Source organism: Macrococcus brunensis (genome assembly GCF_022343725.1).
Taxonomy (GTDB): Bacteria; Bacillota; Bacilli; order Staphylococcales; family Staphylococcaceae; genus Macrococcus; species Macrococcus brunensis.
Map to the genome: position 1 here is coordinate 1,786,714 of NZ_CP092179.1, position 20,899 is coordinate 1,807,612.

Annotated in this window: 28 protein-coding genes; 10 read left to right on the top strand and 18 right to left on the bottom strand. The window is 42.4% G+C overall.

The genetic code is table 11. The features are described 5' to 3' along the window. Nucleotides 1-21 precede the first annotated feature (21 nt). Genes MGG13_RS09405 through MGG13_RS09415 form a run of 3 tightly spaced genes read right to left on the bottom strand, consistent with a single transcriptional unit; the run spans nt 22 to nt 1,151 of the window. Complete coding sequence (locus MGG13_RS09405) at nt 22-231, bottom strand: hypothetical protein (RefSeq protein WP_239034701.1); 210 nt, start codon at nt 229-231, stop codon at nt 22-24. An 18-nt stretch (nt 232-249) separates the two neighbouring features. Beyond that, on the bottom strand, nt 250-951 hold the full coding sequence (locus MGG13_RS09410; protein WP_239034702.1) for a DUF3169 family protein: 702 nt from the start codon (nt 949-951) through the stop codon (nt 250-252). Then, nucleotides 948-1,151, bottom strand: coding sequence for a helix-turn-helix transcriptional regulator (locus MGG13_RS09415; RefSeq protein WP_133431501.1), 204 nt, complete (start codon nt 1,149-1,151; stop codon nt 948-950). Before MGG13_RS09415 ends, MGG13_RS09410 begins: the two co-directional genes overlap by 4 nt. 143 nt (nt 1,152-1,294) lie before the next feature. On the opposite strand from MGG13_RS09415, the gene MGG13_RS09420 reads away from it, so the two are divergent. Beyond that, a complete protein-coding gene (locus tag MGG13_RS09420; protein ID WP_239034703.1) occupies nt 1,295-2,332 on the top strand; it encodes a C45 family autoproteolytic acyltransferase/hydrolase in 1,038 nt (345 codons plus the stop codon). A 13-nt stretch (nt 2,333-2,345) separates the two neighbouring features. Here the strand turns inward: MGG13_RS09420 and MGG13_RS09425 are convergent, their stop codons facing one another. The 3 genes from MGG13_RS09425 to MGG13_RS09435 form a co-directional block, all read right to left on the bottom strand. Further along, nucleotides 2,346-3,116 (bottom strand): NUDIX hydrolase, encoded by a 771-nt coding sequence (locus MGG13_RS09425; RefSeq protein ID WP_239034704.1) that lies wholly within the window; start codon nt 3,114-3,116, stop codon nt 2,346-2,348. 73 nt (nt 3,117-3,189) lie between these two features. Further along, nucleotides 3,190-4,290, bottom strand: a complete 1,101-nt coding sequence (locus MGG13_RS09430) for a DUF1648 domain-containing protein (protein ID WP_239034705.1) — start codon at nt 4,288-4,290, stop codon at nt 3,190-3,192. Beyond that, nucleotides 4,290-4,667: a GntR family transcriptional regulator gene (locus MGG13_RS09435; protein WP_338041155.1), complete on the bottom strand. Its 378-nt coding sequence runs from the start codon at nt 4,665-4,667 to the stop codon at nt 4,290-4,292. The genes MGG13_RS09430 and MGG13_RS09435 overlap by 1 nt, the downstream gene beginning before the upstream one ends. Nucleotides 4,668-4,820: 153 nt before the next feature. Between MGG13_RS09435 and MGG13_RS09440 the strand changes: the two genes are divergently transcribed. Genes MGG13_RS09440 through MGG13_RS09450 form a run of 3 tightly spaced genes read left to right on the top strand, consistent with a single transcriptional unit; the run spans nt 4,821 to nt 7,267 of the window. Next, on the top strand, nt 4,821-5,861 hold the full coding sequence (locus MGG13_RS09440; RefSeq protein ID WP_239034706.1) for an NADH:flavin oxidoreductase/NADH oxidase: 1,041 nt from the start codon (nt 4,821-4,823) through the stop codon (nt 5,859-5,861). Beyond that, entirely contained in the window at nt 5,861-6,514 is a 654-nt protein-coding gene (locus MGG13_RS09445) for an HAD family hydrolase (RefSeq protein WP_239034707.1), read from the top strand. The genes MGG13_RS09440 and MGG13_RS09445 overlap by 1 nt, the downstream gene beginning before the upstream one ends. A gap of 54 nt (nt 6,515-6,568) precedes the next feature. Beyond that, nucleotides 6,569-7,267 (top strand): PepSY domain-containing protein, encoded by a 699-nt coding sequence (locus MGG13_RS09450; RefSeq protein ID WP_239034708.1) that lies wholly within the window; start codon nt 6,569-6,571, stop codon nt 7,265-7,267. Between the two features lie 22 nt (nt 7,268-7,289). On the opposite strand, the gene MGG13_RS09455 is transcribed toward MGG13_RS09450, so the two are convergent. After that, nucleotides 7,290-7,709: a DUF3916 domain-containing protein gene (locus MGG13_RS09455; protein ID WP_239034709.1), complete on the bottom strand. Its 420-nt coding sequence runs from the start codon at nt 7,707-7,709 to the stop codon at nt 7,290-7,292. A gap of 33 nt (nt 7,710-7,742) precedes the next feature. Next, the gene (locus MGG13_RS09460; RefSeq protein ID WP_133431493.1) at nt 7,743-8,972 is read right to left on the bottom strand and encodes an aminopeptidase; all 1,230 of its coding nucleotides are present in this window, start codon (nt 8,970-8,972) and stop codon (nt 7,743-7,745) included. A gap of 119 nt (nt 8,973-9,091) precedes the next feature. Between MGG13_RS09460 and MGG13_RS09465 the strand changes: the two genes are divergently transcribed. Next, entirely contained in the window at nt 9,092-9,640 is a 549-nt protein-coding gene (locus MGG13_RS09465; RefSeq protein WP_239034710.1) for a thioredoxin family protein, read from the top strand. A gap of 21 nt (nt 9,641-9,661) precedes the next feature. On the opposite strand, the gene MGG13_RS09470 is transcribed toward MGG13_RS09465, so the two are convergent. The 6 genes from MGG13_RS09470 to MGG13_RS09495 all read right to left on the bottom strand — a co-directional run bounded on the left by MGG13_RS09470 (nt 9,662) and on the right by MGG13_RS09495 (nt 15,494). Beyond that, the gene (locus MGG13_RS09470; RefSeq protein WP_133431491.1) at nt 9,662-10,108 is read right to left on the bottom strand and encodes a GNAT family N-acetyltransferase; all 447 of its coding nucleotides are present in this window, start codon (nt 10,106-10,108) and stop codon (nt 9,662-9,664) included. 63 nt (nt 10,109-10,171) lie between these two features. After that, complete coding sequence (locus MGG13_RS09475) at nt 10,172-10,633, bottom strand: DinB family protein (RefSeq protein ID WP_239034711.1); 462 nt, start codon at nt 10,631-10,633, stop codon at nt 10,172-10,174. Further along, nucleotides 10,633-12,684 carry a HelD family protein gene (locus tag MGG13_RS09480; RefSeq protein WP_239034712.1) on the bottom strand — a complete coding sequence of 684 codons (2,052 nt, stop codon included), beginning with the start codon at nt 12,682-12,684 and terminating at the stop codon, nt 10,633-10,635. The genes MGG13_RS09475 and MGG13_RS09480 overlap by 1 nt, the downstream gene beginning before the upstream one ends. 56 nt (nt 12,685-12,740) lie before the next feature. Further along, entirely contained in the window at nt 12,741-13,244 is a 504-nt protein-coding gene (locus MGG13_RS09485; protein WP_239034713.1) for a hypothetical protein, read from the bottom strand. Nucleotides 13,245-13,308: 64 nt separating this feature from the next. Then, on the bottom strand, nt 13,309-14,211 hold the full coding sequence (locus MGG13_RS09490) for a nuclease-related domain-containing protein (RefSeq protein ID WP_133431487.1): 903 nt from the start codon (nt 14,209-14,211) through the stop codon (nt 13,309-13,311). Then, nucleotides 14,211-15,494: an NAD(P)/FAD-dependent oxidoreductase gene (locus tag MGG13_RS09495; RefSeq protein ID WP_338041156.1), complete on the bottom strand. Its 1,284-nt coding sequence runs from the start codon at nt 15,492-15,494 to the stop codon at nt 14,211-14,213. Before MGG13_RS09495 ends, MGG13_RS09490 begins: the two co-directional genes overlap by 1 nt. On the opposite strand from MGG13_RS09495, the gene MGG13_RS09500 reads away from it, so the two are divergent. After that, the gene (locus tag MGG13_RS09500; RefSeq protein ID WP_239034715.1) at nt 15,493-15,723 is read left to right on the top strand and encodes a hypothetical protein; all 231 of its coding nucleotides are present in this window, start codon (nt 15,493-15,495) and stop codon (nt 15,721-15,723) included. The genes MGG13_RS09495 and MGG13_RS09500 overlap by 2 nt on opposite strands. A 49-nt stretch (nt 15,724-15,772) precedes the next feature. Beyond that, complete coding sequence (locus MGG13_RS09505; RefSeq protein WP_239034716.1) at nt 15,773-16,933, top strand: low temperature requirement protein A; 1,161 nt, start codon at nt 15,773-15,775, stop codon at nt 16,931-16,933. Here the strand turns inward: MGG13_RS09505 and MGG13_RS09510 are convergent. From MGG13_RS09510 to MGG13_RS09520, 3 genes are all read right to left on the bottom strand, one after another. Beyond that, nucleotides 16,930-17,577: a metallophosphoesterase family protein gene (locus tag MGG13_RS09510; RefSeq protein ID WP_239034717.1), complete on the bottom strand. Its 648-nt coding sequence runs from the start codon at nt 17,575-17,577 to the stop codon at nt 16,930-16,932. The two genes, MGG13_RS09505 and MGG13_RS09510, sit on opposite strands and share 4 nt — an antisense overlap. A gap of 64 nt (nt 17,578-17,641) precedes the next feature. Further along, complete coding sequence (locus MGG13_RS09515) at nt 17,642-18,001, bottom strand: hypothetical protein (protein WP_239034718.1); 360 nt, start codon at nt 17,999-18,001, stop codon at nt 17,642-17,644. 12 nt (nt 18,002-18,013) lie between these two features. Continuing rightward, nucleotides 18,014-18,268, bottom strand: coding sequence for a hypothetical protein (locus tag MGG13_RS09520; protein WP_239034719.1), 255 nt, complete (start codon nt 18,266-18,268; stop codon nt 18,014-18,016). Between the two features lie 175 nt (nt 18,269-18,443). On the opposite strand from MGG13_RS09520, the gene MGG13_RS09525 reads away from it, so the two are divergent. Further along, on the top strand, nt 18,444-19,856 hold the full coding sequence (locus MGG13_RS09525; protein WP_239034720.1) for an anion permease: 1,413 nt from the start codon (nt 18,444-18,446) through the stop codon (nt 19,854-19,856). Between the two features lie 30 nt (nt 19,857-19,886). On the opposite strand, the gene MGG13_RS09530 is transcribed toward MGG13_RS09525, so the two are convergent. After that, nucleotides 19,887-20,249, bottom strand: a complete 363-nt coding sequence (locus tag MGG13_RS09530) for a hypothetical protein (protein WP_239034721.1) — start codon at nt 20,247-20,249, stop codon at nt 19,887-19,889. A 252-nt stretch (nt 20,250-20,501) separates the two neighbouring features. Between MGG13_RS09530 and MGG13_RS09535 the strand changes: the two genes are divergently transcribed. Then, nucleotides 20,502-20,651 carry a hypothetical protein gene (locus MGG13_RS09535; protein WP_239034722.1) on the top strand — a complete coding sequence of 50 codons (150 nt, stop codon included), beginning with the start codon at nt 20,502-20,504 and terminating at the stop codon, nt 20,649-20,651. 13 nt (nt 20,652-20,664) lie between these two features. Then, nucleotides 20,665-20,859 (top strand): hypothetical protein, encoded by a 195-nt coding sequence (locus MGG13_RS09540; protein ID WP_239034723.1) that lies wholly within the window; start codon nt 20,665-20,667, stop codon nt 20,857-20,859. Nucleotides 20,860-20,899: the final 40 nt, after the last annotated feature.

Sequence of the window (20,899 nt, forward strand, 5' to 3'; positions counted from 1 at the left end):
CTCATCTACATTGTAGACGATTTAGCGCAAAAAAAGTAAATGAACAATAAAATAGTACTTGTTCTCTTCTTTATCTATATCTCTTAAATATAATCTATAGAATATAAATGACATAATAACTGAAGCAATTGCACTACCAATTCTCACTTCTTCCGGAACAAATAGGGTCAATAGACCAAAAGCAAGAGCTACTATCAGCATCACATATGTTAGTAGTAAATTCGTATTCATCCATCACATCTCCTAATATTATCGATTATATTTAGCAGCTGTACGATAGTAGACAAATGATGAAGCGGCAATCATAATTCCTATCAGAAAAATTCCTAGCAACTGACTATTATTCGATACGACTGAATAGCCGCAAAGAATCAGCATAGAAAAGGCTGCTATAAAGATGAGTGAAGCATAACAATTGAATAAACTCTGTAAGGTAATCAGTCTCTCCCCCTCATCCATTGAATTAATCCAGATACGATTCATATCTTTACGTTCAGCGTCATATTCATAGTCGCCATTATAGATTTGAGGCAGCAATTTTACCAATGCCCGGCAAAGATAAGTAGTGAAGAAAATAAAGAATAATCCAACTATTGTAATCAGAAGGAGAAAAGATTCGAAAAACATTAAAGAACTTGTCAACCAGAGCAGGGTTAATGGTAGACCAAGTGATGCATATAATGAACTCTTATTGTAAATATCAATCAGTCTGATGTTCTCTTCATCCGACTGCTCCTTGGATAACAGTTTCTTAGTTTCCTTATAATAACTAAATGCAGTAATCAAAGAAATCACAAGCAGCAATAGCAGAATAGATGAAACAACTAATCTAAGCTGCAGCGGATAATAAGCATTCAGATATCTCACCATATCTATTCCAAAACTCCCGAGGATTCCTATTAATCCACCAGCCAGGCCGCCTATTATAAACCATTTCCAAGTGTTTTTCATAATTCTTCCTCCTCAAATATAAAGATATTCTCCACCGGTTCATTAAATATTCTCGCGATTCTCACTGCTGTCAGTATAGAGGGCATAAAATCATCCCGCTCTATCAGTGAAATGGTCTGCCTTGAAACGCCAGCTTTTTTAGCAAGTTCAGTCTGATTGTAACCGTCACGAGCTCTTAGTTCTTTCAAGCGATTTTTCATCTCTTCACCTTTTTCATTAACTTTTATATCTATATTGTAATACATACTTTTCATTTTGACAAATATATTAGTCATATTGATTATTTTATTTGTCATGAGTCTGTATGGTAAACTATGTTTATTACTGATAAAGGCGTGATAATATGCAACAAGTCAAAAGTGTGATTACTGAGTTCAGGGGCGGTCATTATGATTTCGGTCTCGAGCAGGCTGAATGGCTGAAATCGACTTTAATGATGGAGAATCGCGAGCGCGAGTGGCGGCTTCGTCGGCCTCGTTTTGATATTGATTCTGTTGAAACGGAAAAGGTCTATCAGCAGTTTGCCCCGAAAATTTGGGAGGAACTGATGGGGATTCAGGACGGGCTTAAACTTAGTCTTGAACAGATTTTGCTCAACTTCGGTCATTACCGGGTCTATGCGAAGGAAAGCGGCTGTTCTGTTTTTACGTCAGACTCATATCTTGTCCGTAACTATGATTATCATCCTGCGACCTATGACGGCCGGCTTACATTCTTCCAGCCGAATGACGGTGGTCTTGCAACGATGGCACCCGTGTCCCGTATTACCGGCCGCATGGATGGAATCAACGAAAAAGGGCTGACGATGGGTTATAATTTTATGCATCGTAAAAAACCTGGCGACGGCTTCGTCTGCTATATGGTCGGCCGTCTGATTTTGGAGACTTGTGCAACCGTCCAGGATGTCGTTGATCTCCTGCAGGAAATTCCCCACCGTTCAAGCTTCTCATATATCGTTCTCGACCCTTCAGGTACAACAAAAATCATTGAGATTACGCCGCGTGATGTAGTGGTACGTGACCATCATTACTGTACCAATCATTTTGAAGTCCTGACACATGAAAACAGACGTGTGCTGACTGATTCTAAGATGCGTATGCAGGCCATGACTGAACAAGTAACAGATGCACTCGCAGCTGACCAGGCATTTCGCGTCATGAATAATACAGAGGCCGGCATCTTCAGCGATAAATACTCAAGCTGGAGCGGCACAATCCATACGAGCTGCTACTTCCCTAAAGAACTGAAGGCTCTTTTCGCACTCGGCGGTAATCAGTCACCGGTCGAACTGGATTTCGGCAGATGGCTCAGTGGTCATGCACTGGACATTAAGACCATCCACGGACAGATTGACAGCGACATTACTTTTGCCAGCGAATAAAAATAAACGGCGCTCATGATTGAGCGCCGTTTAATCGTTGGGTCAGGTCATAGGGCCTGACTTGATACATATCTAATGGTAAGTAATTAAGTTTGCTGCATTCAAGTATCCGTTCCTTAAAATGTGGATAAGTGACATGGACATGCAGCTGTGTGTCAGATAAGTCATAAAAGCCGACGTCCTGTGTCTCACCCTCACAATTTGCAAGTTCACCACCAATGACTTCGCCGTGAAAGCTGAAATTGATGACGCCACTTGATAGATTCTGAGTGATACAGAGAAGCCCCTTAATCTCTACATCCAGCCCTGTCTCTTCTTTTACTTCTCTGACTGCACAATCGACAAGACTCTCCTTCTTGTCCATAGCGCCGCCCGGCATCTCGAGTGTGTCACTGCGATGCAGACTACGTACGAGCAGTGTCTCACCCTCAGCATTCTGAACATAGACGCTAGCTGAAACACTATGCTGCGGCTGGAAATAATCGCCTGTCGGCATCATATGTGTTTCCTTCTTCGAGATAATCCATTTGTCATTGGCGATTTTCTGCAGGCGACTGTTCTTATAATGTGATGTTTCTTTCCTCAGATTAAAGAACTGCTGATAGTGTTCACGATCCTGAAAGTCCCATATTTCTGTAATCTGCGTATAATCTTCATCTACCCAGCGGCCGACAAGTCGCGCCCCGAGCTCAATATAGCTGCGAAATACATGGTCGTGAAAGAAATCGTTGACGGCTTCAAAGCCGTCCGGAATGATTTTGACTTCCGTCTTTACCTGGTACATCTTCTCACACCTTTACTGCACTTTCCTTCATTATAGGTAAAAAAACAGAATTTTGCTAATATTTGAAGGTTGATTACTTGCTTAAAAATTCAATTAAGAGCAAGGGCCCTAATATCACGAGAATAAAAAGAATGGCCAGTATTTTCGCTTCTGTCCGCGCCATATTGAGGGTCATGCCAAACTGTGAGACTTTAGGGACCCAGACATTCGGATCTTGTTTGTTGTAATAAAACAGACCTAATACATAGTTTGAATCATCATGATAAGGTGCTTTGTCGTTTTCAGCTGCTGCGTGGCGATAGTCTTTGTCTGCTTTCCACTGAAGGTACATCCCTGCAATCACAGGTAAGAAAGTACCGATCAGAACGACTGGCATAAAAGCAGCTGGCAGATCCTCATTCGGCATCATGATCTGTTGAACCATAATAAAACTAAACAGCAGTGCCATAATCATACTGATCATAAAAATCACATAACTGTTATTCTTCCGTGTTCTCCCCTCATACGCAGCAGATGCTTTTCTGGCAGCCGGATTCAGCTTAAGTGGCATCATGTCTGTTGCATTTGAGACAGCCATCATAATAAGAAGTGTGAAAAAGCCCATTCCAGCCGGCATAAAGACTGTCATCAGACTCTTTTCTTCAAAGCGGTCAGGTTTATTATCCATTCCCCAGTGTACGGCAACTCGTTCTGGTATTTCCGGGTAATTAAATAACGTATAAAGTGTTGCAAGTAAGAGAAGACCCGACGGAATTAAATAAACGATAGCCGGTAAAACATGCACATCATTTCTGATAGCTGTATCTGTTGCACGGACCATCTGCTTGCCTTTCATCCAGTCTTCCTGTTCTTTCAGATGCTTAAGTGACCGGTAGCTCTGACTATAAATGAAGAGCTCCACTATAATCAGTGTATGAATGATAATGATAAAGGCTGCCATCCCCCAGCCATCAGATAGTGTTGCAAGCATAAAACCCGTTAAGAGGGTCGCAACCACCGAGGCTAGAAGGGTCCTGTTTCTGAACTTCAATTGTATCGCTTTTACTTCAGACCGGTCCTGCTGCTCGTCCGGCACATAAATACTAAAGAGTAAATTTCTTTTAGTCCATCGGCCAGAAAATAACATCATTAATCCAATCGCTAAAACCATGAGGCTCAATATGATTATTTCCATCATTTCTTCTCCCCTTTTATCAGTTGATAGATTTCTTCATCAGTCAGTTTGAGACACTTCGCTTCATCAATAATAGGCTGCAGACGATCTCTGATTCCTTCTCTTTCTTCATCCGACGCTGTTCTGATTGCTTCCGGATGAATGATAGCTCCAGATTTCGGTAATACCTGAATAAACCGCTTATCTTCCAGATAATGATAAGCCTTATTCACAGTATGCATGTTAATACCGAGATCACCGGCTAATGCCCGTCCTGAAGGAAGTGACTCATACGGCAAAGCATCACCCGTCGCAATCGCCTGAATAATCTGATTGGCAAGCTGCAGGTAAATCGGAATTTCGGACTGATCGTTAATTTCAATATAAATCGTTCTCACCTCTGTTCTACATAATGTATAACAATACTTTAATCAAAAAAATATATCTGTTCTATTTATAGTATATCAAAACTGAAAGTATTTGTAAATAAATGCTTATTATTATCTTCACTATTTACTCTCCTTTATAATGGACATAAGGAGATGACAATCATGAAAACTATTTTAAATACACCTTATTCATTTAAGAATCTTGAACTGAAGAACCGCATCGTCATGCCACCGATGTGTCAGTATTCCGTTACTAAAGAAGACGGCACGCCAACGGACTGGCACTATGTTCATTATGCTTCTCGTGCTGTAGGAGGTACCGGGCTTATTATCGTTGAAATGACCAATGTTGAACCTGATGGACGTATTTCCGCTAACTGTCTCGGCTTATGGGATGACGCGCAGATTCCTGCCTACAAACGATTAGTCGATGTCATCCATGACAATGGCAGCAAAGCCGCCATACAGATTGCTCACGCCGGCCGTAAAGCGACGCATATCGAAACGCCGGTCAGTGCTTCCGAGGCACCAGTAGAAGAGCCAACAAAATTCGGCCCTGTCCGCCATCCACGTGCGCTTTCGACAGAAGAAGCAGAAGAAATGATCATCAAATATCAGGAAACAGCACGCCGCGCAGTCGAAGCCGGTTTTGATACAATCGAAATTCACGGTGCTCATGGTTACTTGATTCATCAGTTCCATTCACCAGGTATCAATAAAAGAGATGATAAGTATGGGCAGGATTTAGCTTTATTCGGCGTAGAAGTCATCAAAGCAGTTAAAGCTGTTATTCCAGATGATATGCCTCTCCTTTTCCGTATTTCAGCTCGCGAATATATGGACGGCGGCTATGGTATTGACCATGCACTTGAAATGGGACGCCGCTATAAAGAAGCAGGCGTTGATATCTTTGACATCTCAACAGGTGGTGAAGCCCCTCCAGGGCAGGATAAACCTGGCAACTACCCAGGATACCAGGTCAGTTTCGCCCGTCGTTTCAAAGAAGAGCTGGATGTGCCTGTCATCGCAGTCGGTATACTGGACGAACCTGCTGTTGCTGAAATGACGCTTCAGGATAACAGTGCAGACTTAGTCGCTGTCGGTCGAGGCATGCTGAATGATCCCTACTGGGCTATTCATGCTGTCAAAGCATTAAGAGATGACGTTGAAGTACCGAAACAGTATGAACGAGGCATTCGTTAATGTACAACCATCTCTTATTTGACTTGGACGGCACTCTTACAGATCCAAAGGAAGGCATCACGAACTCTATCGTTCATGCCCTTAATAAGATGAAGATTACAGCGCCTGACCATGACGAATTAGTTCACTTCATCGGGCCCCCTCTTAAAGACAGTTTTGAAAAAGATTACGGCCTGTCCGGTGATGATAATGTGCGAGCATTAAAGTTCTATCGTGAGTACTTTGCAGATCGAGGGCTCTATGAAAATGCAGTTTATCCAGGAATAGAAGATTTCCTTAATAGCCTGAAAGAAAATGGCTATCATCTCTATGTGGCAACGAGTAAACCGATTGATTATGCTCAAATTATTCTGGATCATTTTGATTTAAGTCAATACTTTGACGGGATAGCAGGCAGCGAACTCGATGGGACACGCAACCATAAAGCAGAGGTTATTCAATATGTGATTGAAGAGTTTGAACTGCATCAAGAAAAATGTGTCATGATCGGTGATCGCAAACATGATTTAATCGGCGCAGAGCTTAATCAGATGGACGCAATAGGTGTTTTATATGGTTATGGCTCATTAGAAGAACTTTCGTCTTATCCTTCAGTTGCACTTATATCAGATGTAGCATCTTTAAAATCATATTTCTTAGGAACAGAAGTTTAAAAGCTTCCAATTTAGGTTAAATAAGTAATAAATATGTAACTGGAGGTTGTTTCTATGAAATTCAAAGCATTAGGACTCATTCTTTCCGCTGGTCTGGCACTTGCTGCATGTGACGCTGATAACAGTAATGACAAACAGACAAGCCCGGACGATAACGCTCAGTCAGAAGTCAATTCTGGTGAAACAAATAAATCATCAGATGTGAAAAGCAATGAAGATGCTAACGTGACGAAAGACTCAGACGATAATGATATGGATGATTCTAACGACGCGGAGAAAGATGATGAAGGTCAGACCTCGTCAAGCACTGCTACTAATAGCGAGCAGGCTTTAGCTATTGATGACATCAAGTCAACACCAGATGATATCATTAAAGTGATTGAATCTCAGAAGAAAAAAGGCGAAATCACAGATATCAAGTTTGAAAAAGAGAACAATGAATGGGTTTATAAGATTGGTCAGAACGAAGGTAACAAACATGTGGAATATACGTACGGCATGGATAGCCGTAAGCTGATCAGCACTGAGAAAGACAATGAGAAAGACACTGCCATTAATTTAGATAAAGCGATGAACTATGATGATCTCATTAAAAAAGTTAAAGATAAAGTAGGAAACAACGCTAAAGTAAAAGAATGGTCATTGGATACAGAAGATAATATACCTGTCTTTAAAGCGACTTTACTGGATGGCACGACAGAACATGAATATAATGTCGATCCGTTCAGCGGAGCAGTTACTGAAGACAAATAAAAAAAGCGCCTAGGCGCTTTTTTTATTGCAGTAAATACTTTTCTTCGTCTCTTGAGTGCATCTCGTTGAGAATAATCAGTGTTCTGAAATAGTCAATAATCTGCGTGCTGAACCCTTCGTCTTCCATCTGTCTTTTGATCTTAGTGACAAGATCACGCAGGAGCTGATGATCTCTTTTCAGCATGATGACTTTTTCACTTAATTCTTCTGACTTAGCTGCCATTTCACTGTAAAAGCCGTTCTCCTCTTCTTCAGCATCTGCATGGCTGATGACGCGAGATTCCCAGAACTCCACTAGCTGGACGACTTGCGTCACAATCTGCTTTTCATCATTATCTCTCAGCATCATGACGAGATCATCTGTCATTTCCACGGCTAAAGCGAGTCCAGTATCATGAATCTGGCGATGTGCCATTAATTGTTTAAGTGATGGTCCTGTCATCACAAACACCTCTTTTTTCTTTTCATTCTATCATTAAATGACCCAGTTGCCGTCCTTAAATATGAACTCTTTTGTGCCATCCTTGTGAATGCCTTCGATAGAGAGATCAGGTCCACCTATCATGAAGTCAACATGAATGAGTGACTGGTTAAGACCGTGTGCTTCTAAATCCTCTTTTGATAACGCCTTGCCTTCTTTAAGCGCACCGGGGAATGAACGTCCAAGCGCGACGTGGCAAGATGCATTCTCATCAAATAACGTGTTGTAGTAGAGGATACCTGAATTTGAAATAGGTGAATCATCCGGCACTAATGCGATTTCTCCGAGACGTCTCGCGCCTGCATCTGTCTCAAGCATATTCTTCAGTACATCGTAGCCCACTCCTGCTTCAAAATCAGTAACAGAACCGTCTTTGAACGTCAGCTTGAAATCATCGATGATGGCACTGTTATAGCTTAAAGGCCGTGTATTACCGATTATGCCATTGACGCGTCTGAAGTCGGGCGACGTGAACACTTCTTCTGTCGGCATATTGACTTGTATCTCAACACCTTCTGCATTGACGGCGCTTGCGCCCATCCAGATATGATGCTGATTCAGTCCAATCTCAACATCTGTTCGTTCTGATTTGTAATGCAGACGATCGAATCCTTTTTCAGTCAATAGACGTGCTCGTGCGTTTAAGTTACGATTGTGTTCTTCCCATGCAAGTACAGGGTCTGCCTGATCTGCTCTCACTGCCGCGATCATCGCATCAAGGAGTTTCGTTCTTGCTTCTTCTCCTTTTAAATCCGGGAACACAAGCTCTGCCCAGGCTACGTTCGGGAATGCCACAATACACCATGAGAAGTCAAAGCGACCGACCGCACGTGCAAAATCTTTATTCAGTTCACCGAGTGCTGTCGCGTTAGCAGCGATTTTTTCAGGATCTGCATTCTTTAAGAGTTCTGGTGTCTGAGAATAAATACGCAGATGTGCAACGCGTTCTTCGAGATGTGTATCAATTCGTTGTTTCTGATATTCATAAGTCTTTTTGAATGTTTCTATCGGTGCATATTCGTACTTCATCTGTGTAGAAGGCCCGTCGGTTAAATCCTGGATGACTTCTACTGCCCCTACTTCATAAGCCGCTTTCGTCACTGCTCTTACAAAATCAATCGCGTCAATATCTGCACTAATGGAGACTTTCTGTCCTTTTTGAACATTGAGCCCCACTTTCACAACCAGTTCAGCATATTTCTTTAATTTTTCAATGTAATCCATAAACATCCTCCTTTGTCTCAATAATATAATTATATCGGAAACCGAAATGTTTAGGTAGTCTTTAGCTGAAGGATGTGTCTAGTTTTTGATATACTGATAAAAAAGGAGGATGAATCAATATGTCATTAAAAGAATACTTTGAAAATGCACTATCCGTCGAAGACTATAAAGCACAGATGAAAGTCAATAAAGAAGAGATGCAGCAGATTTACGAGCAATTTGATGCACCTGAGGATGATCGTTTGAACGACCTGAAAGATAGACGTTTACGAGTGCTTGCCATCAGTGAAGACTGGTGCGGTGACGCCATGATGAACAATGCTATCCTACTTCGAATCGCTGAACAGGCGAATATGGAAGTCAGATTTGCACTGCGAGACAGCAACCTAGATCTCATTGACCAGTATTTAACGAATGGAACTTCACGTTCTATTCCAATCTATGTCTTCATTGATGAAAATTTTGATGAAGTTGCAGTCTGGGGTCCACGTGCAGAAGAAGTTCAGGCTTTTATCACAGATTCACGAAAAGACCTGCCGGCTAAAGATGATCCGACTTTTGAAGAAAAAAGCAAAGCGAAGCATAAACTGGCTCATGACGCTTTCCTTTCAACTCCTGCATTCTGGAACGGTGTATACACTTCAATCCTTAATAAAGTTACAAAATAAAAACCGGCCCTAGGGCCGGCTTTATTTTTTCCAGTAATACATGACATCATCTTCATAAACTTGATGAAATCCTAGCTTCTGGAGTACTTTAATTGATGCTTTATTTTCCTTGAGACATTCTGCTTTAATCGTCAGTTCAGGATTGCTGGCGCGTACATAATTGATAAGTGCACCTACACTTTCAGTCGCATAGCCATGACCACGGTATGCTTCTTCAAACCCATATCCGACTTCAATCTCCTGATACTGATTCGGTTTCCCTTTAAAGCCGATATCCCCGATATAAGTCCCGTCCTTCAGCTGTACGATCCATGCATCCCAGCCTTTTAACGTTGGATCAATCGCCAGTTTCTGCAGGTGCTGGAAGAAACGTTGATGCTGATTATATTCTGTTCCCATTTCATTGATTAAATTCTGATCTAACGGCCTGATGATCAGCCGTTCTGTCTGCAGCTTATCACATACCATAGCGCCACCTCTTCATGATTATAGCACCCAGATGAGATAAGAACTGTGTCAAAAAACACAACTTTACTCGAACAGTTTCACGTCTATCTGCTCGCCTTCTGTCTTCAGAAACGTATAGAGCTGACTACGATGATGGCTGAGATGCGTCAGAATAACAAGCAGCCATTCTTTCTGATTATACTTTGTTCCCCAGTAGCTTGTTGTCTTGACCATTAGTTCTTCTGGTTCCAGCTCTTTATAGGCATCCTTTAAAATACTGAAGCTCAGGTCAAGACGTGCTTCAAGCATCTCTGTTGATGTCAGTTCTTTCTGCCAGTAATGCGTTAACTGGTCTATCTCTTCCTTTGATGCGCCCTGGCTGAGTCTGTAATCCGCTTCAGGGAGTAAGACGATATGATTGAGCAGTTCCTGGCACGTGCGGCCCCCCGGATAGATTTCCTGTTCCATCGAGAAAAAGCTGACGCGGCGGAACAACTGTTTCAGACTTTCAATCTGCCAGCTGATCTGATTCATGATTTCATTCATTACTCTGCCTCCACTAAATAAAGATGTCTCGTCGCACGCGATGCCACAGTATATAAAAGATATTGATCTTTGTCAGCATCATAAAGGTCATAATCCAGTATAAAGACATGCGTGAACTCAAAGCCTTTTGACATATAGTTCGGCATCAAAATCTTCCCTTTTGTGAACGTATATTGGTCGTTAGTAAGTAATGTGACGGCTGACAGATCATCTGCTATGTCTCTTGCATGGGCTGCGTCCCGTGCAATAATCGCGACACTGTCTGACTTAAGTTCAGCAAGCTTCATCTTGAAGTCACTGTAAGAGAGCTCCTCAACCGGATCGCCGTGTACACCGAGAGACTGAGTCGTCTCATTGCCGATCAGCGTCTTCGTGAAATCCGTGATTTCAACCGTTGACCGGTATGATTTAGTGAGTTCAATGGCTTCCCCTGTCACCTGACTACTGATAACTGGATGAACCAGCTGATTACGGTCACCAAGCATCGTCTTTCGTGCGTTCGGAAATACTGCGGAGATTGCAGCAAGCTGCACTGGACTGTAGTCCTGCACTTCATCAATAATGAGATGCTGAATCTTCGGCTCCCGCTCAAGTCCTTTCACTTTTATCGTCAAAAGTAAGAGCGGTGCAATATCCTCGTAGTTTAATTGTTTCGCCCTAAGCGACTCGAGCGTCATCTGACGAACTGTTTTATCCAGTTTATGCAGAATGTCCAGATAGATTTTTTCGACATTGACGAATTCCAGACGCTGAATATAATTTCTGATGACACGAAACTGCTTCGTCTTCTCCTGCTTTGCCTGTCTTTCAAGTTCCTCGTCCGTTCCGATATAACGGGTCACTTTCTTCAGTGCCTTTGTCCGTTCTTTAATCGCTTTGTTCAGCACTTCCTGGTAACGCGGCCAGAGCTCCACTTGAATCTTCTTCAGACGGGTATCAATCGGTGAGTCTTTAAATTTACCGTAGAAGAGTTCTGTCAGTTCCTCTGAGGTCGCAAAATAGTCATCCTTAATTTTAATAGTCCGGAATTTAATACCTTTCTCGGCTAGTTGACTGACATGCATGTTGATGGCATCAAGCAGACGCGGAGAAGACTTCAATTGAAAGGCAGTCGTGTCGTCTGACTTTCGCATGCGTTCAATGTGCTGGAAGAGCGTCTCAAATTTATAGCTGCGTCTTAACTTATCATGCAGCCGGTAAAAAGGCATGGCATTGATAGACGCTTCACCAAGCTCCGGCAGTACTTCTGCGATATAATCGCCGAACATTTCATTCGGCGTGATGAACAGCATGTTATCTGCATTCATTTTGTGACGATGCAGATAGAGTAAGTAAGCAATACGCTGCATCGCAATCGATGTCTTTCCACTTCCCGGCGGGCCAAGCACAAGAAGATCCTGCGCTGAATTCTGACGGATAATCCGGTTCTGGTCTTCCTGGATTGTTGTCACGATGGATTTAATCTTGTCTTTCGCTGTATCGACCAGGAGATGCTGCAATGCATCGTCACCGATATAAAGTTCCGAGTCAAAGACATCCAGCAGTTCTCCGTGCTCGATGACCAGCTGAATGCGCTCTTTAACATCGACAGACTGCATACCGACTGTCGGTACTTCGTAGTCCACATTTCCCAGGTGATTCGCGTAATAAGCAGAGGCAATAGGTGTTCGCCAGTCGTAGATAATGAGGTCGCGTGTTGATGGATCTTTCAGACTGTTCAGACCGATATAGAGTTTCTCAGTGCCTGCGTCAGCATCATCAATCGTCACTGCGCCAAAGTATGGTCTGTCCTTCATCTTGCCGAGACTATTTCTGACATCCTGTCTGCTGACTTGCAGTTCCTCCTGAAATTTCAGTGACGGGAGCACCTGTGAGTACTCAATCTGTGCGTCATCTGAGATTTCTGTACCGAGTTCTTCCAGTGCGAAACGACGCTCCTCAATGAGTTCTCCTGTCGTTTTCTCAAGTTCTCCAGATAATTCGTTGTGTATAATATCAATCAGGCTTTTGACGCCTTCTAAATGTAGCGCTTCTTGTTTTTTAGAGACCATAACGTCCTCCTTTTTTCGCGTATGATAAGTTTAGCGAATCCACGCGAAATGTAAACCTATTTGTTTTTGATAGCACGGCGGAGATGAGACGCTGTCAGCTTGCGATTTATCACGAGCTGCTTGAATTCTCTAGGGGTCAAATAAGAGAGGCGGATGTGAAAGTAATTGATATATTCGAGCCACATAAAGATATAAGTTAAAGCAATCAGCAGCCACATATCATGCGAATGGGGCAGGGTGACGAGGATCGCGATTGTCGATATGATGATCATGACTATGATGAATATTTGAAGGAGTCTGAATCTTTGGGTCTGATGATCTGTGAGAACAAGCTTCTTCCTCCTATCTACATGGTGCTTCATGATGCCCCAGAAATAACTCCCTGTCAGTAGTATCAGGCTAATATTGAGGACAGAAAAAAACGTCGCAGGACTGAGGAGGAAAACGCGCGTCTCCGGCTTAAAGAGTGCCGTGCCGAACCATAGCAGCAGAAATCCTACTCCTGATAGACCTTCGCCGTAATAAAGTTGATTGACTTCTTTCTGCAGTTTGTTCGGCATAACAATCGTTGACTCCTTTGATGTGGCTTAAACTTGGTGCAATTAGCTGTTTTTGCACCAACTCCTATTTCTTTTCCCTCAAACTGTACGTCGCCCCTTTTGTATGGCCTGACTTGATAAAATGCTGATTCAACAGACGCTGAAGTGTCGATCTTGAAGGATGACCGCACCACTCCATCGCCTCACGATAAGTAAATGGTTCTCCCTTTACATAATATAATTCGTCCAAACTTGCTCTCAGCATCTCCGTCACCTTCACAGATTCACGACACTTCTCACATTCATGATAAATTTTCCCATTAAAGTCGATTCGCACAAGCCTTCTGCACTCGGGGCATCTCACCCCTGGCTGCACTTCTGAAAAAGGCACTCTAATAGGTTGATTCAGATGATCAAACGGCTGATTATAATCCATCAATAACCTGCCGATTTCCAGTTGATACTCCTGCACAACACTCTTCTTATATCTTTTAAAATGTTCCTGCAACTGTCCTCGCATCAACCAGCTGTCATCTAAAGCACCACTCACATGAAAATGCTCATTGATAAAGACTAAGTAACTCTCTACTTTACCCGTATATCCTGACTGCTGCATGAGCCGTTCAAGTATAGAATGTGCACGCTCCAGCTGATGTTTCGGGTTATCATATTGTCGGTTATAACTTGAAACCAGCCGCCCACCTGCAAACCTGAACTGTCCTTTAAAATTTTTGATGTCATAGTGGATAATCTTACTGCCTGTAATCAGTAATACATCAAACTGTGCACTGCCTAAATACGGTGCAGACAAAGTCGCGTCCCATAGAATGACCCCGTAATCACCGACCATTTCCACAAAAGACTGCTCGCCACTATACCCGAGCTCCGTCCGCACGAAATCAGAACGCTGACTTTCATCCAGCATACAACGTTCCTGCAGAGACAAGTAATAGTTCAATTTATCCTGAACAGCTGTCTTCAAAATCATTATCTATTCAACCTGAAAATCTGCTGCATTTGCGTGCGTCTTCCGCGCACCATGTCCAGCAGCATCCTGCTGCCGAACGCTGAATAGACCGTGCCGTTCCCGCCATATCCGAGAAGCATATAGCAATTCTTTTTACCTGGTACTTCACCGATAAATGGCAGTCCGTCTTTCGTCTCACCGAATCTTGCACCATATCGCGCATCAATCTCAATCTGAATATGCGGAAAAATATACTCGAATTCACGTTTCAGCTGTCTAGTCTTCCGGTTAATACGCCATTTACCAGGAACCTGTTTCTTATTATCATCCAGACCACCGACAACGATTCGATTCTCTTGTGCATGCCGTATATAAAGATAAGGTCTTGCTGTCTCCCAGAGCATCGCATTTCTCGGCCATAGTTCGTTTACCGGTTTAGTGAAAATCGCATATGATCTTACCAGTTTTCTTTTTTTGATTTTCTTTACGAAGTGATTGTCTGCGTATCCGCCGGCATAGATGGCATGATTCGCCGTTACTTCAAAGCCGTCAGCAGTTCGACAGACCACTTTTCCTTTCTTGGTCCGCCAGCTCGACAATTCAGTATCTGTATAGATTTGTAAATCGAATTCACTAACAGCTTTCTCAAGCAGTCGTTGAATAAAGATATATGGATTGATTTCTGCATCTTCATAGGTGATGAGCGCGCCTTCCGCTTCAATCTCATATCGGCTCATGAGTTCATTTCTATCCAGCAGCTGACAAGGAAAGCCATATTTTCTAAGCGCGACGTATTCCTTCTTCAGGAACTTGGCATCTTTCTTTTTAGAAGCATAGAGCACGCTTTCCCGTTTGATGAACTGGACGTCATCCGGCAGTTCCTGACATAATGCTTCAATGTGTGACAGCCCTTCATAAGACTGACGATAGAAATGATAGGCCGCTTCAGCTCCGAAGTCTTCAATACATTCATGTAATGACTTATCACTCATGTACTGCAACAGGCCTGTATTTGCCGCTGAACTTTCTGCTGCAATCTTGCCCTTATCAATCAGCACGGTCTGATAGCCTGCCTGTGCAAATGTATATGCACTGAGGGCCCCGCTCATCCCTCCTCCAATAATTAAAACATCGCACTGAATAGATGTCCCGAGTCGAGAATAATTATTTCCCTCGAAAGTATGTGGCCAGAATAATTTTCCGTTATGCAGCATAAAAAGCCCTTCTTCCTGATAGTATGTGTAAAAACATGTGAGACGGGTAAAGAACAATAAATTCAATTGATAAAGGAGCTTTTTTCTCATGTCTGAAAGTAATCAATATTTAAAGATTGAAGTCCTGATGGAAGATAACGTCATTATCCATCATTTCGAACGTGTGACAACAAATGAAACGATTACATTTAACAATTTCATCGCTAAACTAGGTCGCGACGCAAACGGCTTCCTGACAATAAAAGAACAAGATGATTTCTCTTCTATCAACGTCAATAAAATCATCAAGCTTTCACCTCAAGGTATCGAAGAACTTTAAAAATCAGCTACGGCTGATTTTTTTTATCACTTTTTTGAAGGAGACATAAATGGAAGAACATTTATTCGAAGACTTAACGGATAGACATAAACAGGACAAGAAAGCTGTAGATATGACAGAGCTTTTCTATGATCTGGTCTTTGTCTATGCAATCTCGCAGATTTCCCACACTATTCTTTATACCGAGCATGGCGATATTCCTCTACTAAATTTTATCAAATATTTTATGATGACGCTCGTTTTCTATACAGTCTGGTCTTATCAGACGACCTACACCAATCGTTTCGGGCTGATTCGTGTTAAAGATTTATTCTTCCTGTTATTCAATATGTTCATCGCTATATTTCTAGCTATCAGCTTAAAAGGGGATATTAATTCAGTTTTTGACCCTATCAATATCTGTATTGCCATTCTTTTCATCAGTACCAGTCTTCAGTTTTTCCTGGCATTGAAAGATAAAATCCTGCCATATGACCGATTCGCTGCTAAACTATTCGGTAGGATTATGCTCATCAGTGCCTGTCTCGCAATCGCTGCAATCTTTGTGACGGGGCCACTTATGTATGTCTTATTCGTCGCCGCTATTCTGTCAGCAAGTCTGATGCCGATGCCTTTCAGAAAAAGAATTCAGCTGTCAGGTGTCAATGTACCCCATATGGCGGAACGTTATTCACTGCTGATCATCATCATGTTCGGTGAAGCCATTATCGGGCTGACTGAAATCTTTGATATCAAACATCTGCATTTCAGTTACCCTATCTTATTTATTACGTTAATTTCACTATTCGGTGCCTACTGGCTGAAGTCTAACCGTCTGATTCAGAAAGAGAACTACTCATCAGGTCTGACGATGACTATCGCTCACTTCCTGATGATTATCGGGCTGGGCATGATCAATGCTTCTCTTGTACTGAATGCAAAAGAACCTGTGGAAGATTCGTTTGAAATTCAGCTGATGCACGCAGCTTTCGCCTTCTTTTACGCAGGCATGCTCTTAACACTTCAGTATTCACATGAGAAATTCACGAATGACCGTACACTCCGTATCGTTATACCGATCATTCTCATCATCAGTTTCATCATCGCCTATATCACGAGACATATGGCGTATACACTGACTATCACAGGCGCAGTGACCACTACCATTATCTTCTTCGTCTACTTATATATTTACAAAAAGAAACATCCAGATATACAGAAAGAGGACTAGTGATAGTCCTCTTTTTTGACGTTCTCTGTATAGACTTTTTTAATTTTACCCGATTCACTGATCAGGACAGCTGTCATATTATCGAAGTTACCCGCGCCGCTATCAATATTAAGACCATTATATTTCTTGCTGTATTCGGCGTGTTTTGATTCAGTCGGTGTATGACCAAACACCTGAAGTTTCTTCATATTCTTCAGACGCCCCCGATATCTCAGGACACTCCAGCTTGAGTTCTCCTTAAATTTCCGTAGTCCGAGCCAGTTCACCCCTGCATGAGTGACGTAGATAACATCATCTTCGTAATATAACGGCAGACGCTTCATCCATTTAAGGTCATCCCGGTACTTATCTTTAAGATCATACTTAGAAAGCGTATTGCGAAAGTTCTCTTTAATGTCCCGCATCGGTACATATTTGTCGATATACTGAGCCATCTCGTATTCATGATTCCCTTTTATACAAATGGTGCCTGGATACTTACGCTGCAAAGTTCTGACAAGCTCAACAACTTTGTGAGAGTGTTTCCCTTTATTGATATAATCTCCAACAAAAATCAACTTCTGATGGTCACTGTCCCAGTGATGAAGCAGTTTTCTTAGCGTATAATAACAGCCGTGCACATCACCCACGATAAAATAATCCATTGTTCTATCACCCTTTAAAGTAGTGCTTTTATTTTACCACTTAAAGAATGAAAAAAACTAAGAATCATTGATTATATGCTTTTAACTTTTTTAAGAGCCGCTTCTTGTCTGCTTTATCCATAAAAAAGGTATAGCCTTCTTTTTCGTCGGGCGTCATCGTATAGACATTTAACCCAGTATAGGACCAGAGCTGCTGCTTAGATAGACCTGTCTTCTCTATCTCCCTGTTCAGGGCCTCGTTCAGCTCGACTTCATCAACGTTCATGTTGAACTGGACATACGTAAATAACAAACCCAGCACTATATATATTAAGACCTGCAGCCAAGTATGCTGATTTCTATAAAACTGCACACCAAACAAGAAATAAGGAACTGTCCACGCACCAACAAATAACCACGGGTGACGCTCAATTTTTTTAATCATCTTTTCCCCTCCTTAGTTAAAGCAATAATCAGCTGCTGCCATCATACCTAAACCAACTCCGCCGACTGCGGCACCGACCGGCATCATGACTGGAAATGAATAAGCACCTATCAGAGCACCTGTTCCCGCACTACCGATAACGCCCACACCGCACTGCACAGGTGTATGTGGTCCTTTATTAGCCTGACTGAGCAGAAATGCCATCATTAGAAAGAGTAACAACGCACCTATCAATGCGCGTTTACGTACATTCTCATCTAGTTTCATTTCATCACTCCTCACGTCTATCATATCCTAATTGTATTCTTCATATTATTTCAATATGGATTTTTAAGGAAATTTTAAGGTAAAAGTCTCATATAATTGTCAAAAAGTTGGGAATCAAAACGCAAACAACCACCTATAATAGAAATGAATGTTTATACAGAAAGTAGGACTATTTATGACACATAAGAGCATGTGGAAATTTCTTATTCCCATCATCACTGGTATCATCTTCTGGCTCTTAACCCCTATCCGGCCAGAAGCCGTCTCTGTCAGCGGCTGGCATATGCTGACCATCTTCATCGCAACGATTATCGGCTGTATTCTTCAGCCCTTCCCTATCGGCGCAATCAGTATACTTGGTTTCACAGTAGCAGTCGTTACCGGAACACTTGAAATTGATACAGCTATCGCCGGATTCGGTAATCCAAGCATCTGGCTGATTGCTATCGCCTTCTTTATCTCACGAGGCTTCATTAAGACAGGGCTTGGACGTCGCATCGCCCTCATCTTCGTCCGACTTTTCGGCAAAAAAACGCTGGGTCTCGCCTATTCTCTTCTCGGCGTCGATCTGATCCTGGCACCTGCTACACCCAGTAATACAGCTCGTGCAGGCGGTATCATGTTTCCGATTATCAACGCACTCTCACGCTCATTCGGCTCGAAGCCTGAAGACAATACTGAGCGAAAAGTCGGCAGCTACCTGACCTTCACAGAGTTTCATGCCAATATCATCACGTCAGCGATGTTTCTGACTGCGATGGCGGGTAATCCACTTGCCCAGTCACTCGCTCAGTCGCAGAATGTCCATATCACTTGGATGAACTGGTTCACAGCAGCGATTGTTCCAGGCATCATCTGCCTCATCGCTGTGCCTTATATCATCTATAGAATATATCCACCTGAAATCAAGGAGACACCGAATGCACGTCACTGGGCAGAAGAGGAACTGAACACTATGGGACCTCTGACCCGTCCTGAAATCTATATGGCTGTCGCCTTTATCACGGCACTGGCACTCTGGATGTTCGGTTCTGTGCTTGGCATTCATGCCACAATAGCTGCTTTCATCACGCTAGCTATTCTATTGATAACGAAAGTCCTGGAATGGAACGACATCCTGCAGGAAAAAGGTGCATGGGACACCCTTATCTGGTTCTCTGTTCTTGTCATGATGGCTGACCAGCTTAATAAACTCGGTTTCATTCCATGGCTCAGTAAAGCTATCTCAAGCAGCCTCGGCCATTTCAGCTGGCCGGTCGTCTTAATACTACTCATCCTGTTCTATTTCTATTCGCATTACCTGTTCGCAAGCTCAACGGCACACGTCAGCGCCATGTATGCAGCTTTACTTGCCGTCGCCATCTCAGCAGGTGCACCGCCATTACTCAGCGCGCTTTTACTCGGCTTCTTCGGCAACTTGATGGCTTCAACGACTCACTACAGCAGTGGGCCCGCTCCAATCCTCTTCTCATCCGGTTACGTCCAGCAGGGCGACTGGTGGAAGATGAACGCACTGCTCGCTATTTTCTATATCATCGTCTGGGCCGGTCTCGGTTCATTATGGATGAAAATGATTGGCATCTACTAAAAACAGCCTTCCTGGGAAGGCTGTTTTTTGTTATTGTTCTGTCACGACAGGCAGATGATGGGCACGGCAAACTTTATGATCTTCCTGACTGTCGAAAGGTCCGCATCCGTAAAAACGGTCACCTATTGTGAAAGTAGACAACACTTTATCTCCATTTTCGAACCGATGGAAATAATAGTCATATTGATCAGTGTGATAGAGATACGTAAACGTCCCTTCGTAACGTGGCGTACCTATATTCAGGTAAGTCCTGTACTGTGTGATAGGTGCATCAATCAAAGATTCTGCGTATCCCCTCATCTGGTGTTCCGCTATCCCCTGGACAATCGCATAGATTAGAAACGGTGAAATCATGAATATCAGTAAAATAGAACGAGCGATATGATGGTCCATTTATGACTCCTCTTTTCATATTAGATTAATATTCATTTTACTCTAATGATGAAAAGACATTACCTTAAAGTTTCCTTAAATATTCCAGAAAACAGACAATTTCTGTTAAATGTAAGCTATAGTGACACTAATAGCCAGAAAGGAAAATGAGACATGCAATATTTTTTATTAGCCTTTCCAATCATCATGCTCGTCCTATCAAAGCTGAAAGTTGATCAAAATAAGCGAACCTAATCTTGAGGGAGGATTCATATGTATAAATTCCTGATGAATTTAGTCTTTGCCATGATTCTCGGTTTAGTAGTCGGCATCTTGTATCAGCACACCATGTTCGGCTTATTCATATTCTTTATCACAGCTATACTGCTCGACTTTAACAGCAGATATCAGACTAAAAAATAACGGAGGACAGTCTATGTTTGAAGATTATATCGTACAAGCGCTGGAGGAAGACCGCGTTATTACAATCAAAATGATTTCGGAAAATAATATCATATCAGTCCGACAATTCGTTGAAGAAAGTGACGACGTACTCGTCGTCGTGGATACATTTAAAGATGTACAGATGATCGTGAAGCGAAACATCAGTACAGTGAGAATCGATTACTAAAATATTTTGTGAAAATACTTTACTTAATAAAAATAACCTT

Excerpts from the sequence above, each read along its gene's own strand:
- MGG13_RS09405 (WP_239034701.1), bottom strand. The coding sequence starts at position 231 with ATGAATACGAATTTACTACTAACATATGTGATGCTGATAGTAGCTCTT.
- MGG13_RS09410 (WP_239034702.1), bottom strand. The coding sequence starts at position 951 with ATGAAAAACACTTGGAAATGGTTTATAATAGGCGGCCTGGCTGGTGGA.
- MGG13_RS09415 (WP_133431501.1), bottom strand. The coding sequence starts at position 1,151 with ATGAAAAATCGCTTGAAAGAACTAAGAGCTCGTGACGGTTACAATCAG.
- MGG13_RS09420 (WP_239034703.1), top strand. The coding sequence starts at position 1,295 with ATGCAACAAGTCAAAAGTGTGATTACTGAGTTCAGGGGCGGTCATTAT.
- MGG13_RS09425 (WP_239034704.1), bottom strand. The coding sequence starts at position 3,116 with ATGTACCAGGTAAAGACGGAAGTCAAAATCATTCCGGACGGCTTTGAA.
- MGG13_RS09430 (WP_239034705.1), bottom strand. The coding sequence starts at position 4,290 with ATGGAAATAATCATATTGAGCCTCATGGTTTTAGCGATTGGATTAATG.
- MGG13_RS09440 (WP_239034706.1), top strand. The coding sequence starts at position 4,821 with ATGAAAACTATTTTAAATACACCTTATTCATTTAAGAATCTTGAACTG.
- MGG13_RS09445 (WP_239034707.1), top strand. The coding sequence starts at position 5,861 with ATGTACAACCATCTCTTATTTGACTTGGACGGCACTCTTACAGATCCA.
- MGG13_RS09450 (WP_239034708.1), top strand. The coding sequence starts at position 6,569 with ATGAAATTCAAAGCATTAGGACTCATTCTTTCCGCTGGTCTGGCACTT.
- MGG13_RS09455 (WP_239034709.1), bottom strand. The coding sequence starts at position 7,709 with ATGACAGGACCATCACTTAAACAATTAATGGCACATCGCCAGATTCAT.
- MGG13_RS09460 (WP_133431493.1), bottom strand. The coding sequence starts at position 8,972 with ATGGATTACATTGAAAAATTAAAGAAATATGCTGAACTGGTTGTGAAA.
- MGG13_RS09465 (WP_239034710.1), top strand. The coding sequence starts at position 9,092 with ATGTCATTAAAAGAATACTTTGAAAATGCACTATCCGTCGAAGACTAT.
- MGG13_RS09470 (WP_133431491.1), bottom strand. The coding sequence starts at position 10,108 with ATGGTATGTGATAAGCTGCAGACAGAACGGCTGATCATCAGGCCGTTA.
- MGG13_RS09475 (WP_239034711.1), bottom strand. The coding sequence starts at position 10,633 with ATGAATGAAATCATGAATCAGATCAGCTGGCAGATTGAAAGTCTGAAA.
- MGG13_RS09480 (WP_239034712.1), bottom strand. The coding sequence starts at position 12,684 with ATGGTCTCTAAAAAACAAGAAGCGCTACATTTAGAAGGCGTCAAAAGC.
- MGG13_RS09485 (WP_239034713.1), bottom strand. The coding sequence starts at position 13,244 with ATGCCGAACAAACTGCAGAAAGAAGTCAATCAACTTTATTACGGCGAA.
- MGG13_RS09490 (WP_133431487.1), bottom strand. The coding sequence starts at position 14,211 with ATGATTTTGAAGACAGCTGTTCAGGATAAATTGAACTATTACTTGTCT.
- MGG13_RS09500 (WP_239034715.1), top strand. The coding sequence starts at position 15,493 with ATGTCTGAAAGTAATCAATATTTAAAGATTGAAGTCCTGATGGAAGAT.
- MGG13_RS09495 (WP_338041156.1), bottom strand. The coding sequence starts at position 15,494 with ATGAGAAAAAAGCTCCTTTATCAATTGAATTTATTGTTCTTTACCCGT.
- MGG13_RS09505 (WP_239034716.1), top strand. The coding sequence starts at position 15,773 with ATGGAAGAACATTTATTCGAAGACTTAACGGATAGACATAAACAGGAC.
- MGG13_RS09510 (WP_239034717.1), bottom strand. The coding sequence starts at position 17,577 with ATGGATTATTTTATCGTGGGTGATGTGCACGGCTGTTATTATACGCTA.
- MGG13_RS09515 (WP_239034718.1), bottom strand. The coding sequence starts at position 18,001 with ATGATTAAAAAAATTGAGCGTCACCCGTGGTTATTTGTTGGTGCGTGG.
- MGG13_RS09520 (WP_239034719.1), bottom strand. The coding sequence starts at position 18,268 with ATGAAACTAGATGAGAATGTACGTAAACGCGCATTGATAGGTGCGTTG.
- MGG13_RS09525 (WP_239034720.1), top strand. The coding sequence starts at position 18,444 with ATGACACATAAGAGCATGTGGAAATTTCTTATTCCCATCATCACTGGT.
- MGG13_RS09530 (WP_239034721.1), bottom strand. The coding sequence starts at position 20,249 with ATGGACCATCATATCGCTCGTTCTATTTTACTGATATTCATGATTTCA.
- MGG13_RS09535 (WP_239034722.1), top strand. The coding sequence starts at position 20,502 with ATGTATAAATTCCTGATGAATTTAGTCTTTGCCATGATTCTCGGTTTA.
- MGG13_RS09540 (WP_239034723.1), top strand. The coding sequence starts at position 20,665 with ATGTTTGAAGATTATATCGTACAAGCGCTGGAGGAAGACCGCGTTATT.